The 15,786-nt window shown below is 68.0% G+C and carries 11 protein-coding genes; 6 read left to right on the plus strand and 5 right to left on the minus strand.

The window, feature by feature from the left end:
* Positions 1-196: 196 nt before the first annotated feature.
* Both WC555_RS04000 and WC555_RS04005 read left to right on the plus strand, forming a co-directional pair.
* The gene (locus WC555_RS04000) at positions 197-1,288 is read left to right on the plus strand and encodes a chemotaxis response regulator protein-glutamate methylesterase (protein WP_373251337.1); all 1,092 of its coding nucleotides are present in this window, start codon (positions 197-199) and stop codon (positions 1,286-1,288) included.
* Complete coding sequence (locus WC555_RS04005) at positions 1,285-2,118, plus strand: protein-glutamate O-methyltransferase CheR (RefSeq protein WP_373251339.1); 834 nt, start codon at positions 1,285-1,287, stop codon at positions 2,116-2,118. The genes WC555_RS04000 and WC555_RS04005 overlap by 4 nt, the downstream gene beginning before the upstream one ends.
* 78 nt (positions 2,119-2,196) lie before the next feature.
* Here WC555_RS04005 and WC555_RS04010 read toward each other — a convergent pair whose 3' ends face one another.
* The 3 genes from WC555_RS04010 to WC555_RS04020 all read right to left on the minus strand — a co-directional run bounded on the left by WC555_RS04010 (position 2,197) and on the right by WC555_RS04020 (position 7,678).
* A complete protein-coding gene (locus WC555_RS04010) occupies positions 2,197-4,164 on the minus strand; it encodes a PAS domain S-box protein (protein ID WP_373251341.1) in 1,968 nt (655 codons plus the stop codon).
* Between the two features lie 62 nt (positions 4,165-4,226).
* A complete protein-coding gene (locus tag WC555_RS04015) occupies positions 4,227-4,709 on the minus strand; it encodes a chemotaxis protein CheW (RefSeq protein ID WP_373251342.1) in 483 nt (160 codons plus the stop codon).
* Positions 4,706-7,678 (minus strand): chemotaxis protein CheW, encoded by a 2,973-nt coding sequence (locus tag WC555_RS04020; RefSeq protein WP_373251344.1) that lies wholly within the window; start codon positions 7,676-7,678, stop codon positions 4,706-4,708. Before WC555_RS04020 ends, WC555_RS04015 begins: the two co-directional genes overlap by 4 nt.
* Before the next feature lie 314 nt (positions 7,679-7,992).
* On the opposite strand from WC555_RS04020, the gene WC555_RS04025 reads away from it, so the two are divergent.
* From WC555_RS04025 to WC555_RS04040, 4 genes are read left to right on the plus strand one after another with little or no spacing between them, the layout of a single operon-like run.
* Positions 7,993-8,379: a response regulator gene (locus tag WC555_RS04025; protein ID WP_373251346.1), complete on the plus strand. Its 387-nt coding sequence runs from the start codon at positions 7,993-7,995 to the stop codon at positions 8,377-8,379.
* A gap of 1 nt (position 8,380) precedes the next feature.
* Positions 8,381-8,716, plus strand: a complete 336-nt coding sequence (locus WC555_RS04030) for a hypothetical protein (RefSeq protein WP_373251348.1) — start codon at positions 8,381-8,383, stop codon at positions 8,714-8,716.
* A gap of 36 nt (positions 8,717-8,752) precedes the next feature.
* On the plus strand, positions 8,753-9,322 hold the full coding sequence (locus WC555_RS04035; RefSeq protein WP_373251351.1) for a response regulator: 570 nt from the start codon (positions 8,753-8,755) through the stop codon (positions 9,320-9,322).
* Between the two features lie 8 nt (positions 9,323-9,330).
* Positions 9,331-9,792 (plus strand): hypothetical protein, encoded by a 462-nt coding sequence (locus WC555_RS04040; protein WP_373251353.1) that lies wholly within the window; start codon positions 9,331-9,333, stop codon positions 9,790-9,792.
* 4 nt (positions 9,793-9,796) lie between these two features.
* Here WC555_RS04040 and gltB read toward each other — a convergent pair whose 3' ends face one another.
* Together gltB and WC555_RS04050 are read right to left on the minus strand one after the other, a co-directional pair.
* Positions 9,797-14,260 (minus strand): glutamate synthase large subunit, encoded by a 4,464-nt coding sequence (gene gltB / locus WC555_RS04045; protein WP_373251355.1) that lies wholly within the window; start codon positions 14,258-14,260, stop codon positions 9,797-9,799.
* Positions 14,257-15,690: an NAD(P)-dependent oxidoreductase gene (locus WC555_RS04050; RefSeq protein WP_373251356.1), complete on the minus strand. Its 1,434-nt coding sequence runs from the start codon at positions 15,688-15,690 to the stop codon at positions 14,257-14,259. Before WC555_RS04050 ends, gltB begins: the two co-directional genes overlap by 4 nt.
* Between the last annotated feature and the right edge of the window lie 96 nt (positions 15,691-15,786).

Consider the following 15,786-nt stretch of genomic DNA (forward strand, 5'->3'; position numbering starts at 1 on the left):
TCAGCCATCGCAAGTCGCAACAACAGATACAGTCCAAATACTATTTACGGAAAATTACTCAATCAATGGTCTCATCTAACCGATGACGGCAGGGCGTCATCGCGGATACTCGTGACAAGGGAATCCGGAGCGGCACGCAGGCCTCGCGGTCGGCGTCCCGGCCCGCGCTGTCCCGCCTGTTTGATCGAGGTTCCCCATGACGCAGTTCGAACAGGCTGTTCAGCCCACGGATATCCGGGTCCTGGTGGTAGACGATTCCGCGGTGGTGCGGGGGCTGATCTCCCGACAGTTGAACGCCGAAACCGGCATCGGCGTCGTCGCGACCGCCGCCAACGGCGCACTGGCGCTGGCGGAACTGGCGCGGCGGGACGTCGACGTCGTCGTCCTCGACATCGAAATGCCGGTGATGGACGGCCTGACCGCCCTGGCCGAGATCGTCGTCCGATATCCGGCGGTCCGGGTCGTCATGGCCTCGACCCTGACGCGGCGAAATGCCGAGATCAGCATGAAGGCGCTCCATCTCGGGGCCAGCGACTATGTCGCCAAGCCCGAGACCGGGCTCGGCGCGGCCGAGGAATTCCGGCACGAACTGGCCTCCAAGATCAGGGCGCTGGCGGCGAAGCGGCCTGCGGCGATCGTACGGGCGCCGACCACCGTGACCGCGCCCGTCACGGTGACCCCGCCGACCCTGGCCCGTCCGCCCCGGACCCGGCCGAGCGTCATCCTCATTGGCGCCTCGACCGGCGGCCCGCCGGCCCTGCTGAAATTGTTCGCGGCGCTGCGGGGCGCGGTCGAGCAGCCGATCCTCCTGACCCAGCACATGCCGCCCACCTTCACCGCCCTGTTGGCGGAGCAGTTGACGCGCGCCGGAGAACGGCCGTGCGCGGAGGCGAAAGACGGCGACCGGATCAAGCCGGGCCACTGCTACATCGCGCCGGGCGGCTGGCACATGACCGTGACCCGCGAGGGGGCGATGCCGACCCTGCGCCTGAATCAGGACCCGCCCGAAAATTTCTGCCGTCCCGCCGTCGACCCGCTGTTCCGAACGGCGGCCCGGGTCTTCGGCTCCGGCGCGCTGGGCGTCATTCTGACCGGCATGGGCTCTGACGGGGCCCAGGGCTGCGAGGCGCTGGGCCGAGCGGGCGGGCATTTCATCGTCCAGGACGAGGCGTCCAGCGTGGTCTGGGGCATGCCCGGAGCGGCGGCCGCGACCGGGCTCGCCGGCGGGGTCCTGCCCCTCGACCAGATCGGGCCCTGGATGCGACGCATCAGCGGAGCGCCCTCGTGACCGGCCCGGACTACGACCACTTCTGCCGGCTGGTCCGGCAAAGATCCGGCCTCGTCCTGACGACCGAGAAGGCCTACCTCGTGTCCAGCCGGCTGGCCTCGGTCGCGCGGGCCGAAGGACTGGGCACGGTGACGGAGTTGCTCGCCGTGCTCCGGATCGGAGCGTCGGAGGCGCTGCTGCAGCAGGCGGTCGACGTCATGGCGACCCACGAATCCTATTTCTTCCGGGACGCCGCGCCCTTCGAACAGCTGGCGGAGGCGGTCCTGCCGCCCCTGATCGCCGCCCGGCAGGCCCAGCGAACCCTGCGTATCTGGTGCGCCGCCTGCTCCAGCGGCCAGGAACCCTATTCCGTGGCCATGATCCTGATGGAGATGGGACACCGGCTCGCGGGATGGAAGCTGGAAATCCTCGCCACGGACATGTCCGAGCCGATCCTGCGCAAGGCGAGCGCGGGCCTGTACAATGACTTCGAGGTCAAACGCGGCCTGTCGCCGGAGCGCCAGGCGCGCTGGTTCAAGCAGGAACCGGACGGCTGGCGCGTGTCGCCGAAGCTGCAGCAAATGGTCCGGTTCCGGCCTCACAACCTGCTGCAAGGTTCGGCCGGCCTGGGGGTCTTCGACGTGATCTTCTGCCGCAATGTGCTGATCTATTTCGACATCGAGACCAAGCGCCGGATCCTCGAACAGGTCAGGCGCGCGATGGCGGTCGACGGCTCGTTGCTGCTCGGCAGCGCCGAGACGGTGCTGGGCGTTTCAAACGATGTGGAGCCGGTCCCGGGACTGCGCGGCCTCTACCGTCCCACCGACGCACGCCTGGCCCGCTCCGCCTGAGCAAATCCCCCCGACCCCGAACGCAACCGGCCCGCCGACGAAGCGGCGGGCCGGCGCACGGGCGGGTTACGGACCGGTCTAGAGCAGGCCGTCCATCTCGCGGCTGAGCGCCTCGGCCTGGACCGCCAGTTCGCCCGAGGCGGTGAGCAGCTGGGCGGAAGCGGCGCTGGTTTGCGACACGCCTTCGTTCAGCCCCTGGATGTTGCTGGAAACCTCCTGGGTGCTGGCCGCGGCCTCCGTCACATTGGCGGAGATTTCCCCGGTGGCGGCGGATTGTTCCTCGACCGCGCTGGCGATGGCTGCGGCGATCTCGGCGACCTTGCCGATCGTGTCCGCGATGCCCTGGATGGCCGAGACCGAGGTGCTCGTCGCCGCCTGCATGGCAGAGACCTCCGAGGAGATTTCGTGCGTGGCCTTGGCGGTCTGGTCGCTCAGGCTCTTCACCTCGGACGCCACCACCGCGAAGCCCTTGCCGGCGTCTCCGGCGCGGGCGGCCTCGATCGTCGCGTTCAGGGCGAGCAGCTTGGTCTGGCCCGCGATGTTGTTGATCAGGGTGACGACGTTGCCGATTTTCTGGGCCGCCTCCGCCAGGGTCTGGATGGCCGCCCTGGTCGTGTCCGTCTCGGCCACGGCCCGCTGGGTGATGTTGGTGGACTCGGCGACCTGCCGGGCGATCTCCGAGATCGACGCCGAAAGCTCCTCCCCGGCCGCCGAGACGGTCTGGACGTTGCTGGAAGCCACCTGGGCCGCGCTGGCGACCGCGGCCGCCTGGGTTGTCGCCTCCGCCGCCGTCTGGGCCATGGCTTCGGCCGTCGCGCGCATCTCCGTGGAGGCGGACGAAACGATGTTGGAGATTTCCTTGACCCGCTCGGCCACCTTGCGCTGCACGGTGATGTCCGAGGCGTACTTCATCACCTTCATCGGCTTGCCGGAGGCGTCGCAGATGGGATTGTAGCTGGCCTGGATCCAGACCTCGGATCCGTCCTTGGTGATCCGCTTGTACTGGTTGCTGTCGTGTTCGCCGCGGTTCAGCTTCTCCCAGAAGGCGCGATACTCGGGCGTGTTCCGCTCCGCGGGGGCCAGGAACATGCTGTGATGCTGGCCCTGGATCTCTTCGAGCGAGTAGCCGAGGGTCTTCAGGAAATTGGCGTTCGCGGTCACGATCCGGCCGTCCATGGAAAACTCGATCACCGCCTGGGCCTTGCTGATCGCCGCCATCTGGTTGGCCAGGTCGGTGTTCAGCGCCTCGGCCGTGCGAATCTCCGTCACATTGGCCCATTCCAGCGAGTTGCCGACGTGCGCGCCGTTCTCGTCATAGGTGGCGTTGACGCAGAGGTGGACGATCAGGCCGCCGATGCGAATGTCCGTCTCGTAAGGCATCCGTGACGGGTCGGCGAGCAGGCGACGCTGGTGCGACGGATCCTTGTGGAAGCGGTCGATACAGGTTCCGACGATCCGGTCCGGATCGAAGTCGGCCCACAGCAGCCGGATCTCCGGCGCGATGCCCTTCAGCAGCGCCCTGGTGCTTGCGTTGACGTAGGTGATGTTCAGGTCCCGGTCGACCATCATGACCGAGCTGGACAGGGTTTCGGTGGCGCGCTGGACCCGCAGGCCCGCCTGCCGCTCGTGGACGATGCGGGTGATGTCGGTGGCGTATTTGACCACCTTCGTGGGCCTGCCCGACGCGTCCATGATCGGATTGTAGCTGGCCTGGATCCACACCTCGCGGCCGCCCTTGCCGATGCGCCGGTACTGACCGGCGTCGTATTCACCGCGACCCAGCCGCTCCCAGAAGGCGCGGTATTCGGAGCCGGCCTGCTCGGCCGGGTCGACGAACAGGCTGTGGTGCTTGCCGCGCACCTCGGCGAGCGAATAGCCGAGGGCGTTGAGGAAGTTGTCGTTGGCGTCGAGGACCGTGCCGTCGAGGGCGAATTCGATCACGGCCTGGGATTTGCGGATGGCGTCGACCTGCCCGCGGTAGTCGTCCAGCAGGGCGTCGAACGTGGCGGAATCATCGGGTGCTTTGAGGGCGGCGGCGGTGGACATGGTGGATCCCTTCTGAGGCTCGCCGACCGGGCTGGCGGCGGGGTTTGGCGGAGGTTTTCGTGTCAGGCGGCCAGGGTTGAGTGGCCGGTCAGCATCAGGACCTGGGCGATGTTGAGGACCAGCAGGAGTTCGTTCTCGAGGCGGTAGAGGCCGGTGCAGACGGCGCGCCATTCGGACGAAAGGGTCACGGGGCCGGGCTCATGCTCGGCGGGCTCCAGCCACAGGACGTCGCCGACGTCGTCGACGACCAGCGCATAGAGTTCGCCGCCGTGCTCGACAATCACGCTCATCGAGCGGTCGTCCGGGGCCCGCGGCTCCATGCCCAGGCGGCGACGCATATCGACGGCCGTGACGATCCGGCCGCGCAGGTTGAGCGATCCGGCCACCTCCGGCGGGGCCAGCGGCACCCGGTTGATCGGCGTCTCGGAGATGACGTCCTGCACCGACAGGACGGGCACGCCGAAGGTCTGGGCGCCGACCCGGATCGACACCAGACCGTCGGAGGAGTCGGTCGCGACCAGGGAGTTCTCGACCCGAATGCTCATGCCGCTCCCCTCAGTTCGCCGAGGGCGCCGGACACGGCGTCCAGGAGCGTCGAATGGGCCATGCCGCCCGCCGCCCCGGTGGTCATGGTGTTGTGGATGGCCAGGCTGAGCAGCGGCGTCTTGTGCCAGCCGGCCGCGCGATTGAGTGTGACCGCCAGTTGCCGCGCGTTTTCCGGGCTCGAGGTGTCGGCCATGATCAGCTGGAACTCTTCGCCGGCGTCATAAAGGCCAAGCGCGGCGACGGGGTCTTCGGCGACGATCACCTCGTACCCCGCCTGGGCCAGGAGGGGCCTGAGCAGGAGCTGCGAGAACGGGCTCTGATCGACCAGCAGCAGGCGTCGTCGCCCGGTCGGGTCGGCGGAGGACGCCGTCTCCCGTGCCTCGACCACCGGGGCGGCCGGTGGGTCAGCGACTCCGCCGGCGCCGGCGTCCTCGTCGGGGAAAGCCCGGCTCCAGTAATAGGAGACGTCGATCAACTCGGTCGCCACGCCGCCGATGATCAGGCCGCCCAGGGCGCCCGCGCCGGCGGCGGTCATGTCGGTCTCGACCACGCTTTCGACGATGTCGACGATCTCGTTGACGAGCAGGCCGACCGACCGGTCGTCGCGGGTGAAGACCAGCAGCGGACGCTGTTCCGGCCCGTCCCAGGCGTTCGCCGCCGCCGCGTCCGGCCCGATGATCGGCATGAGCCGCCCACGGTACTGGATGACGCTGCGGCCATCGATCCATTCGATCTGGTCGGCCGCGACCTCCTCGATGCGCGAGACGCTCGCCAGCGGCGCGGCCTTGAGCGTATCGTTGGCGGCGCGGAACACCAGCAGGGCGGACATCGCCTGACGCTTGCCGGCCTCCTCGGCGTCGTCGCCGTCCGCCACCCCCGCCGCGCCCTGGCCCGCGCCGGTCTCAACGGAGATGCCCTTGAGGTCGAGGATCAGGATGACCGACCCGTCCCCCAGGATGGTGGCCCCCGAATAGAGCTTCAGGTGCCTGAGGACGCTGGCGACCGGCTTGACGACGATCTCCTCCGTGTCAAAGACCCGGTCCACGATCACGCCGAAGGTAAAGGCGCCGACCCGCGCGACGATGATGCAGGTCTCGGCCGGCGGCTCGCCCGCGGGCTCAAGGCCCAGCAACGTCTGCAGGGACACCAGCGGCAGCAGGCGGTCGCGCAGCCTCAGCACCGCCACCCCATCGATGTATTCGATGGTCCGTCCCGAGCCGTCGCTGGCGCTGACCAGTTCGACCAGGCTTGACTGGGGCATGGCGAAACGCTCGCCGCAGCATTCCACGATCAGGGCCGAGACGATGGTCAGGGTCAGCGGGATGCGGATGGTGAAACAGGCGCCCCGGCCCTCGACCGACGCCAGCTCAATCGCCCCGCCGATCTTCTCGATATTGGTCCTGACCACGTCCATCCCCACGCCCCGTCCGGACACGGAGGTCACCTCCGCCGCGGTCGAAAGACCGGGCAGGAAGATCAGCTGCCGCGCCTCGAGGTCGGACATCTGCTCGGCCTGAACGGGCGTCAGGATGCCGGCCGCCACCGCCTTGGCGCGGAGCTTCTCGGCCGGAAGTCCCCGCCCGTCGTCGGAGATTTCGATGACGATCGCACCGCCCTCGTGGCGGGCTTGCAGGGTGATCCGCCCGGTCTCGGGCTTGCCGGCCGCAGCCCGTTCGGCGGGGGTCTCCAGCCCATGGTCCGCGGCGTTGCGGATCATGTGGGTGAGCGGGTCCTTGATCAGTTCAAGGACCTGACGATCCAGTTCGGTGTCCTGTCCGACCATCACCAGATCGATGGACTTGCCGAGGTCCTGCGCCAAATCGCGCACCAGGCGAGGCAGCTTGGCCCAGGCCCCGCTGATCGGCTGCATCCGCGTGGTCATCACGCCTTCCTGCAGTTCGCTGGTGACCTGGTTGAGCCGGTTCAACGGCGCCGCGAACGGGCTCTCGGGCTCAAGGCGAAGGGTCTGGATCAGCTGGTTGCGGATCAGCACCAGCTCGCTGACCACCGTCATCAGATGCTCCAGAGCATCGACGCTCACCCGGATGGTCTGGGCCGGGCCGGAGGTCTCGCCCTCCCCCTTCGGCGACGGCGCGTCCCCACGGAGCGGAGCGGCGGTCGCCGGCGCCGCCGGATCGGGCGTGACGACGGCGTCCGGCGTTGCGGCGGCGCGCGGGTCCGGAGCAGAGCCCGCCGCCCCGGCGGGTTCGCAATCAACCAGCATCGCCAGCTGGTCGATGGCGGCGTCCGAAATATCCAGGGCGCCCAGGGCTTCCGCGACCAGGGCGAACACTCCCTCGGCCTCCGCGCCCGTCAGGGGCTTGTCGACGAAGCCGGCCAGGGCGGTCGCAAAGGCGCGCCCCCGTTCCATCTTCCGGGCCAGCGCGCCGAGACTTTCCCGGATCGCGGCCTGGAGCCGGTCGGCGTCCGCATTCCGGAACAGAGGCCCGATGACGCCGTCCGACGGCAGCCTGCCGACCGCCGCCTCGGCGGCCGCATCGAGCGTGGCGTCTCCGCCCAGGCGGTCGATCAACCGACGCGCGTCCCCGTCCCCCTGGGAGCGCGCTGCGGCGGCCGGCGCATCGGCGGCCACGGGCGGGGTCGCCTCGAGCAGGCCTTCCAGCCGGGCGATCAGGGCCGAATCATCCCCCTCCGGTTCGGACGCCGTCGCGCCGAGCGCATCGGTCAGGGACCGGATCAGATCAACCGTTTCCAGGACGGCCGACACCGCCACCGGCGTCACAGGCAATACGCCGTCCCGGAAAGCGCCGAGTACGTTCTCCGCCGCGTGAGCCACCGTCTGCAGGCGGACGAGCCCGAGGAAGCCGCAGGTGCCCTTTATGGTGTGTATCAGTCTGAAGATGCCGCCGAGAGTGGCGGGGTCGCCAGGCTGCTGCTCGAACCGCACCAATTCACTGTCGAGCGCCTCCAGGCCCTCGCGGGTTTCGGCGATAAAATCGGCAACCAAGTCGTCCAAGCGCCACCCCCAATTCATCTACCTGTAGAGAGAGGGTTAGGTTGGTTAATAGATCCATAATTTGCAAATTGAGCCAACAATATCTTCGCTGGCTCTCTGAACATTAGTCAACACCGACCATCGAATGCTTCTCTATGATACTATGCCACATTGTTTTGAGTGGTTTTTTACACCTCAGATGCATTTTATGACCCAAACATTGACTCAAATACAGGGGGTCGCGCGCAGTCGGTAACCTGTTGTTATCCATCAGCCAGCACTTTTGTGGCGAGGGACGGTCCCGTCTACATAACGAGAGCCCAGAGATGGCAGTCGACAAGTCTATGAACGTGCTCGTCGTTGACGATTACAAGACGATGGTCCGCATCGTGCGCGGACTGCTCGAACAGCTGGGTTTCAAGAATATCGACGATGCGATGGACGGGACCACCGCGCTCCAGAAGATCCAGCAGAACGACTACGGGCTGATCCTGTCGGATTGGAACATGACGCCCATGACAGGATACGATCTTCTCAAGGCGGTTCGGGCGGACCCGCGAACCAAGGCGACTCCGTTCGTCATGATCACAGCGGAGGCCAAGACTGAAAACGTCGTAGCGGCGCGCCAGGCCGGCGTGAACAACTACATCATCAAACCTTTCACCCTTTCGGTTCTGAAGCAGAAACTGACCACCGTACTGGGAGAACTCTGAAATGAGCGATCCACAAGAGACCTTGTCTGTGGTTCGGCAGGAAATCGAAGCAGCGGTAGAGTCCATCCTGACCGCCGCCACCGCCGGGCTTCGGGAACTTCCCGCGATCAGCACATGCGACCCGGCTACAGCGGAAAGGCTCGAGCGAAATCTGCTGCAGATACTTGAAAGCTGCGCGTTTCAGGACCTCACGGGTCAACGGCTGGAACAGCTTGCCGCCATGCTCGGCGACGACCCTTCACCCGCCGGTCGACCAGACCCCCTCCTGAACGGACCCGCCCTCGATGGGCAGGGGCTCGACCAGGCGACGGCCGACCGTCTTCTGCAGGAATCCTAGCGACGCCCCGGCGCGGTAGAGGGAGCGAACGCAACCATGGCGGCATTCGGCATCCGGCTGGACTTGCGCAAGACCACAGCTTTGGTCGTCGACGACAACCCCCAATCGCTGGAACTCCTCTCGCAGATTCTCTCGGGTTTCCGGCTGGGCAAGCTGAGATCCTGTCAGTCCGCCGACGAGGCCCGATCCCTTGTCGCCCGCGAGAGATTTGACCTGATCCTCATCGACTTCGCGATGCCGGAAGAGGACGGCCTTCAGCTGGCCCGCCATATCCGGTCGGAACCATCCCTGCCCAATCATACGGCGCCGATTCTTATCCTGCACGGCTACACGCCTGAGCACATGGTCATTCAGGCCCGCGACGCCGGCGCCAACATGATTGTGAGGAAGCCGGTCGCGCCGGGGGTCTTGCTGAGCCGCATCGAATGGATCGCGCGGGACACCCGTCAGTTCGTTGAGTCAGACGGCTATTGCGGACCAGATCGCCGGATCAGGACTGTCCCGCTGTCGCCCGAGAACCCCGAGCGTCGGAGAGACGCGCTCGCCCTGGTCGACGACCCGGAGCGGGCCATGTCCCAGGACGATATTTCGGCGCTGTTCGGTTAGGAGAGGCCATGAGCGAAGCGCGGGTTTACGCGGTCAGGAATCGCATTTCGGAGGCCCTGCTTTCGAAGGACGGGCCAACGGTCGACAGCCTGGTGTCGGATGCCGATGCGCGGGTCGCGCTCCTCGCTGACCGTATCGGCGCTTTCGTGGCCGGCAAGGTCGCAGTCCTCGCCGCCTACGCCGAACAGCCCGAGGAGGCGCTGTTCGGCGGGTGTCAGGCCATCGGAGAGCCGGCGATGAATATCGCCGAGGTGGCTGAGGCGGCCGGAATGGACGCCGTCGGCGCCGTCGCCCGCGGGATCTGCGTCATGCTCGACGGCCTGATCAGCCGGGGGATATGGCACACGGATGCGCTACGTCTTCACCTGCGCGCCTTGACCCTCGTGCACGGTCAGACCGGTCAGGCCGCAGGCCTGACGATGGTGGAAGAACTCAGGTCGCTGAGATTTTCTCTCGGCTTCACGGATTGAATCGTCAGGCGCGTCGGGCGCTGGCGGACGCCTGTCGCTCGGCGCGCGGCAGGATGTGACGGAAGTGGCCGAGCGCGACCGGCCACAGTTCGAGCAGGCGCAGGGCGAGGGGAGACCGTGTTTCGGCCGCATGCCGCGCGACCAGCGTCCAAAGCCGCGTCGCCGCCTCGCCCGTCACAGCGCCGTCAACAACCGACTCGCCGTTGCAACGCACATGCGCCGTGCCGTCCGGATCATGGATGAAGGCTTCGCCGCCCGACATTCCGGCGCCGAAGTTCCAGCCCGTCGAACCGAGAATCACCACCGTCCCGCCCGTCATGTATTCGCAGCCATGCGCGCCGCAGCCCTCGACCACGGCGGTGGCGCCGGAGTTCCTGACCGCGAACCGCTCGCCCGCCGCGCCCGCCGCGAACAGGGCGCCCGAGGTGGCGCCGTACAGGCAGGTGTTTCCGATCAACGCTTCTCCGGCGGCCCAGGCGGACGGACGCACGATGACCTCCGCGCCTGACAGACCCTTGGCCACATAGTCGTTCGCTTCGCCGTCCAGTTCGATGCGCAGGCCGGCGATTCCCCACGCGGCCAGCGACTGACCGGCCGCTCCCCGCAGCTTCAGCGTCAGGTGGCCAGGGGGCAGGGTCGACCCGTATCGCCGCACGATATGCGACGAAATCCGGGCGCCGATGGCGCGCTGGGTGTTGGTCACCGCATAGGTCAGCTGCATCTTCTCGCGCCGCTCGAGGAAGCGGGTCGCGTCCTCGACAACCCGTGCGTCAAGCGTATCCGGCACGGCGTTCCAGGGCGGCTCGGCGCAGCGCACGTCGCCCTCCCCGACCCGCATGAGCAGGGGGTTGAGATCCAGATCGTCCAGATGGGCGTCGCCGCGTGACACCTGGCGCAGCAGGTCCGTCCGCCCAACAGCCTCGTCCAGCGACCGCAGGCCCAGAGAAGCCAGCACCTCGCGCGTTTCCTCGGCGATGAAACTGAACAGGTTCACGACCTTCTCGGGCGTGCCCGTGAACATGGCCCGCAACCGCTCGTCCTGGACGCAGACCCCGACCGGGCAGGTGTTTGAATGGCACTGACGCACCATCAGGCAGCCCACGGCCACGAGCGACGCTGTCCCGATGCCGAACTCCTCGGCGCCCAGCATGGCCGCGATGACGATATCCCGTCCCGTCCGCAGCCCGCCGTCGGTGCGCAACCGCACCCGGCCGCGCAAGCCGTTCAGACTCAGCACCTGATGCGCTTCGGACAGGCCCAACTCCCACGGCATCCCGGCGTGCTTGATCGAGCCCAGCGCCGAGGCGCCCGTGCCGCCGTTGTGCCCGGAGATCAGGATGATGTCGGCCTTGGCCTTGGCCACCCCCGCCGCGACCGCCCCGATGCCGGACTGGGACACCAGTTTCACCGTCACCCGCGCGTCCGGATTGACCTGCTTCAGGTCGTAGATCAGCTGGGCCAGGTCCTCGATCGAATAGACGTCGTGGTGCGGCGGCGGGCTGATCAGGCCCACGCCCGGCGTCGAATGCCGCATGCGGGCGATGAATTCCGTCACCTTGAAACCGGGCAGTTGTCCGCCTTCACCCGGCTTTGCACCTTGGGCGACCTTGATCTCTATCTCCCTGCACTGGTTCAGATATTCCGTCGTCACCCCGAACCGCCCGGAGGCGATCTGCTTCACCGCGCTGTTGGCGTTGTCCCCATTGGCGCGCGGCGTGTAGCGCTCGGGGTCCTCGCCGCCCTCGCCGGAGACCGAGCGGGCTCCGATGCGGTTCATGGCGATGTTCAGCGTCTCGTGCGCCTCGGGAGACAGGGCCCCCAGCGACATGCCGGGCGTGACGAACCGCCGGCGGATGTCGTTGACGCTCTCGACCTCGTCGACGGCGACCGGGACAGTCTCGCGGAAATCCAGCAGATCCCGCAGCGCCGTTGAAGGCAGGTCGCGAACCCGGCGGGAGTAGGCCTTGAACCGCCCATAGTCGCCGCGGGTCGTCGCATCCTGCAGCCGGTGGATCAGCTCGGCGTCCCAGCCGTGAGTCTCCTCTCCGGCCCGGATCCGATGCGAGCCGCCGATGCGCAACGCCGGCCGCCAGGCGCCAAAGCCTCGCTCGGCCTTCCGGATCGACTGGGCCTCCAGCCCCGCCAAACCGATGCCGGAGATGCGCGAGGTCATGCCGGGGAAATATTCGGCGACCAGGGCGCGTGACAGACCCAGACCCTCGAATTCGCAAGCCCCGCGATAGGCGGAGATGACCGAGATCCCCTTCTTGGCGAGGATTTTCATCAACCCCGCCTCGACCGCCGCCTTGTAGTTCAGGCAGGCGTCGCGAAGGGTCAGGCCGGGATAGCGCCCGCTCTCCAGCCGTTCGAGAAAACTTTCCTGCGCCAGCCAGCCGTTGACGGCGGTGGCGCCGACGCCGACCAGCACGGCGAAGGCGTGGGCGTCGATCGCCTCGGCCGCCCGCACCACCAGGGAGCAATAGGTGCGCAACCCCTCGTCCACCAGCCGACCATGCACGGCGGCGGTGGCGAGGATCATCGGGATCAGCGGTCGGTCCTCGTCCGCCCGTTCGTCGGTGAGGACGATCAACCCCGCTCCGCCGCGGGCCGCCGCGACCGCCTCGGCCTGGATGCGGTCGAGCGCGACCTTCAGGGCGCCCTCTCCGGCCGGGAAGGTGCAGTCGACCACGGTGGTCGCCCCGGCCCCGACGACGTCCAGCATCCGCTCGTACATGCCGGTCGTCAGCACCGGACTGTCCAGCACGAAGACCTTCGTCTGGGTTTCGTCCTGGGCGAGGATGTTGCCCAGGTTCTTGAACCGGGTCCTCAGGCTCATCGCGCCGGCCTCGCGCAGCGAGTCGATCGGCGGATTGGTGACCTGGGCGAAGGCCTGCCGGAAATAGTGGGCGAAGGGCCGGTCCTGATGCGACAGCACCGCGGGAGGCGTGTCGTCGCCCATGGAGGCCACGGCCTCCTTGCCCTCGCCCGCCATGGAATCCAGCACGACGTCGATGTCTTCCTGGGTCCAGCCAACTGCGGACTGGAACCGGGTCAGGGCCTCGCCGGACAGGCGCCTGGGTTCCGGTCCGGGGCCGATCCGCGGCTCCAGCTCGACCATGTTCGACAGCCACTGACGATAGGGCAGCGCCCCGGCCAGCCGATCGACCGTCTGTGTCTCGTCATAAAGAACGCCCGCCTCCAGATCGACGGAGATCATCCGGCCGCCGCCGATGTGGAGACGCCGCTTGATCCGTTCGTCGGCGACGCCGGTCATGCCGACTTCGGATCCGCAGATCAGCAGGCCATCGACCGTCTCGGCGACGCGCAGGGGGCGCAGGCCGTTGCGGTCCTTGCCCGCCACCACCCACCGGCCGTCGGTGGCGCAGATCGCGGCGGGCCCGTCCCACGGCTCCATGACGGCGTTGCAATAGGCGTAGAGGGCGCGATGGTCGTCGGAGATGACGCCCTCGATCGGCGCCTCGGGCATCAACAGGGCCTTGACCATGGGGGCGGGACGGCCGGCGCGGACCAGCACCTCGAACACATTGTCCAGCGCGGCCGAGTCCGAGCCCCCGGCCTGGATCACCGGCTTGACCGTGGCGTCGTCGGCGCCGAAGGCTTCGGCGGTCATGCGGATTTCGTGGCTGCGCATCCAGCTGGCGTTGCCGCGCAGGGTGTTGATCTCGCCATTGTGGGCCAGCATCCGGAACGGCTGCGCCAGCCGCCATTCGGGGAAGGTGTTGGTCGAATAGCGTTGATGGAACAGGGCCACATTGGCCTCGACCCGCGGGTCGTTCAGGTCGGGATAGAAGTCCGCCAGCGCCTGGGCCAGCATCATGCCCTTGTAGATGACCGACCGGGCCGACAGCGAGCAGACGTAGAAATGCTGCAGGCCCGCCGCCGTCGCCCGCGCCTCGATCCGGCGGCGCAGCAGGTACAGGGCCCGCTCCAGTGCCTCGCCCTCCAGCCCGTCCGGCGGGCTGAGCATGATCTGCTCGACCTCGGGCCGCGTCGCCGCCGCCCGCTCGCCCAGTACGGCGACATCCGTCGGCACCTGGCGCCAGCCGTAGAGCCAGAAGCCCGCCGCCATCACCTCCCGTTCGACGATGGTGCGGGCCCGCTCCTGGGCGCCGAGATCGACGCGGGGCAGGAAGACCATTCCCACGGCGATCGGACCGGGCCGCGGCGCGTGGCCGGCGTCGCGCACCTGGGCCTCGAAGAAGGCGCGCGGCAGGCCGATCAGGATTCCCGCGCCGTCGCCTGACTTGCCGTCGGCGTCGACGGCCCCGCGATGCCAGACGGCCTTCAACGCCTTGAGGGCCAGGTCGACCACCTCACGCCGCGGCTGGCCGTCGATAGCGGCGACCAGACCCACGCCGCAGGCGTCCCGCTCCGAGGCGGGATCATAGGCATGGCCGTCGATCAGGCGCTGACGGTCGCGCTCGTATTGTTCGGGATCGAAGGTCATGCCGCCGCCCGCTCGCGGCTGGTCAGCCAGGCGTCGATTTCGGCCGCCGCATCCTGCCCGTCCCTCACCGCCCAGACCACCAGCGACGCCCCGCGCACGATGTCGCCGGCGGCGAACACGCCGTCCAGCGTCGTCGCCTTCGTCTGACCCGCCGTCCGGATCGTGCGCCATTCGGTCAGGGCCAGATCGGGCTCTTGGAACAGTCCGGGCATATCCTCCGGATCGAAACCCAGGGCCTCGATCACCAGATCGGCGGCCACATCGAACTCCCCGCCCGGAACCGGCTCGACGCTCGAGCGGCCGTCCCCGGAGCGGGCGGCCAGAGCCATCCGCTGGGCCCGCACGCCGCTGACCCGCTCGGCCTCGCCCAGCACGGCGCGCGGCGCGGCCAGCCATTCGAACACCACGCCCTCCTCCTCGGCGTTGGCGACCTCGCGCGCGCTGCCCGGCATGTTGTCGCGGTCGCGGCGATACAGACAGGTGACGGAAGTCGCGCCCTGACGGATGGCGGTGCGGACGCAGTCCATCGCCGTGTCGCCGCCGCCGATCACCACCACCCGCTTGCCAGAAGCATTCAGGCCGCCGTCGTCAAAGGCGGGCACGGCGTCGCCGAATCCCTTGCGGTTCGAGGCGATCAGATAGTCCAGCGCCGCGACGACGCCGTCGGAGCCGCAGCCCGGCGCCGTCAGCCGCCGCGCCTGATAGACCCCCGTCGCCACCAGCACGGCGTCATGAGCCGCGCGCACCTCGGCGAAGGGCAGATCGCCGCCGACATCGACGCCCAGCCGGAACTCGACCCCGCCCTCGGCCAACCGGTCGAGGCGGCGCTGGACGACGTGTTTCTCCAGCTTGAAACCGGGGATCCCATAGGTCAGAAGGCCGCCCGCGCGATCATGTCGGTCATAGACGGTCACCGCATAACCCGCCGACCGCAGCCGGTCCGCCGCCGCCATGCCGGCGGGCCCGGCGCCGACGATCCCCACCGAGGCGCCGCGTTCCATCCGCGGCCGGATCGGATCGACCCAGCCGTTCTCGAACGCCATGTCGCCAAGCCAGCGCTCGACCGAGCCGATGGTCACTGTTTCCCAGCCCGCCTGCTCAAGGGTGCAGGCCCCCTCGCACAACCGGTCCTGCGGACAGATGCGGCCGCAGATTTCGGGGAGGGTCGAGGTCGCGGCCGCCTGCCGCCAGGCCTCTTCGGCCCGGCCCTCGGCGGCCAGCTTCAGCCAGTCGGGAATGTTGTTCTGCAAGGGGCAGCCGGTCTGACAGAAGGGCACCCCGCACTGGGCGCAGCGGCTGGACTGCACCGTCCCGGCGGCGACGCTGAAGTCCGCATAGATTTCGTCGAAGCCGCGCACGCGATCGGCGGCCGCGGCCTTGGCCGGGCCGGTCCTCGGAGTGACCACGAAAGTCTGGTTCACGGACGCCACATCGATCCCTTCGCTGTTGCATCAAGACTTAGGGTCAGGAAGGCGACGTGGCAACTTCCGTGCAAGATATGCAATCCGCGCCTTTGATTGCGCAAA

This window comes from Brevundimonas sp., assembly GCF_041648615.1.
In the GTDB taxonomy this organism is placed as follows: Bacteria; Pseudomonadota; Alphaproteobacteria; order Caulobacterales; family Caulobacteraceae; genus Brevundimonas.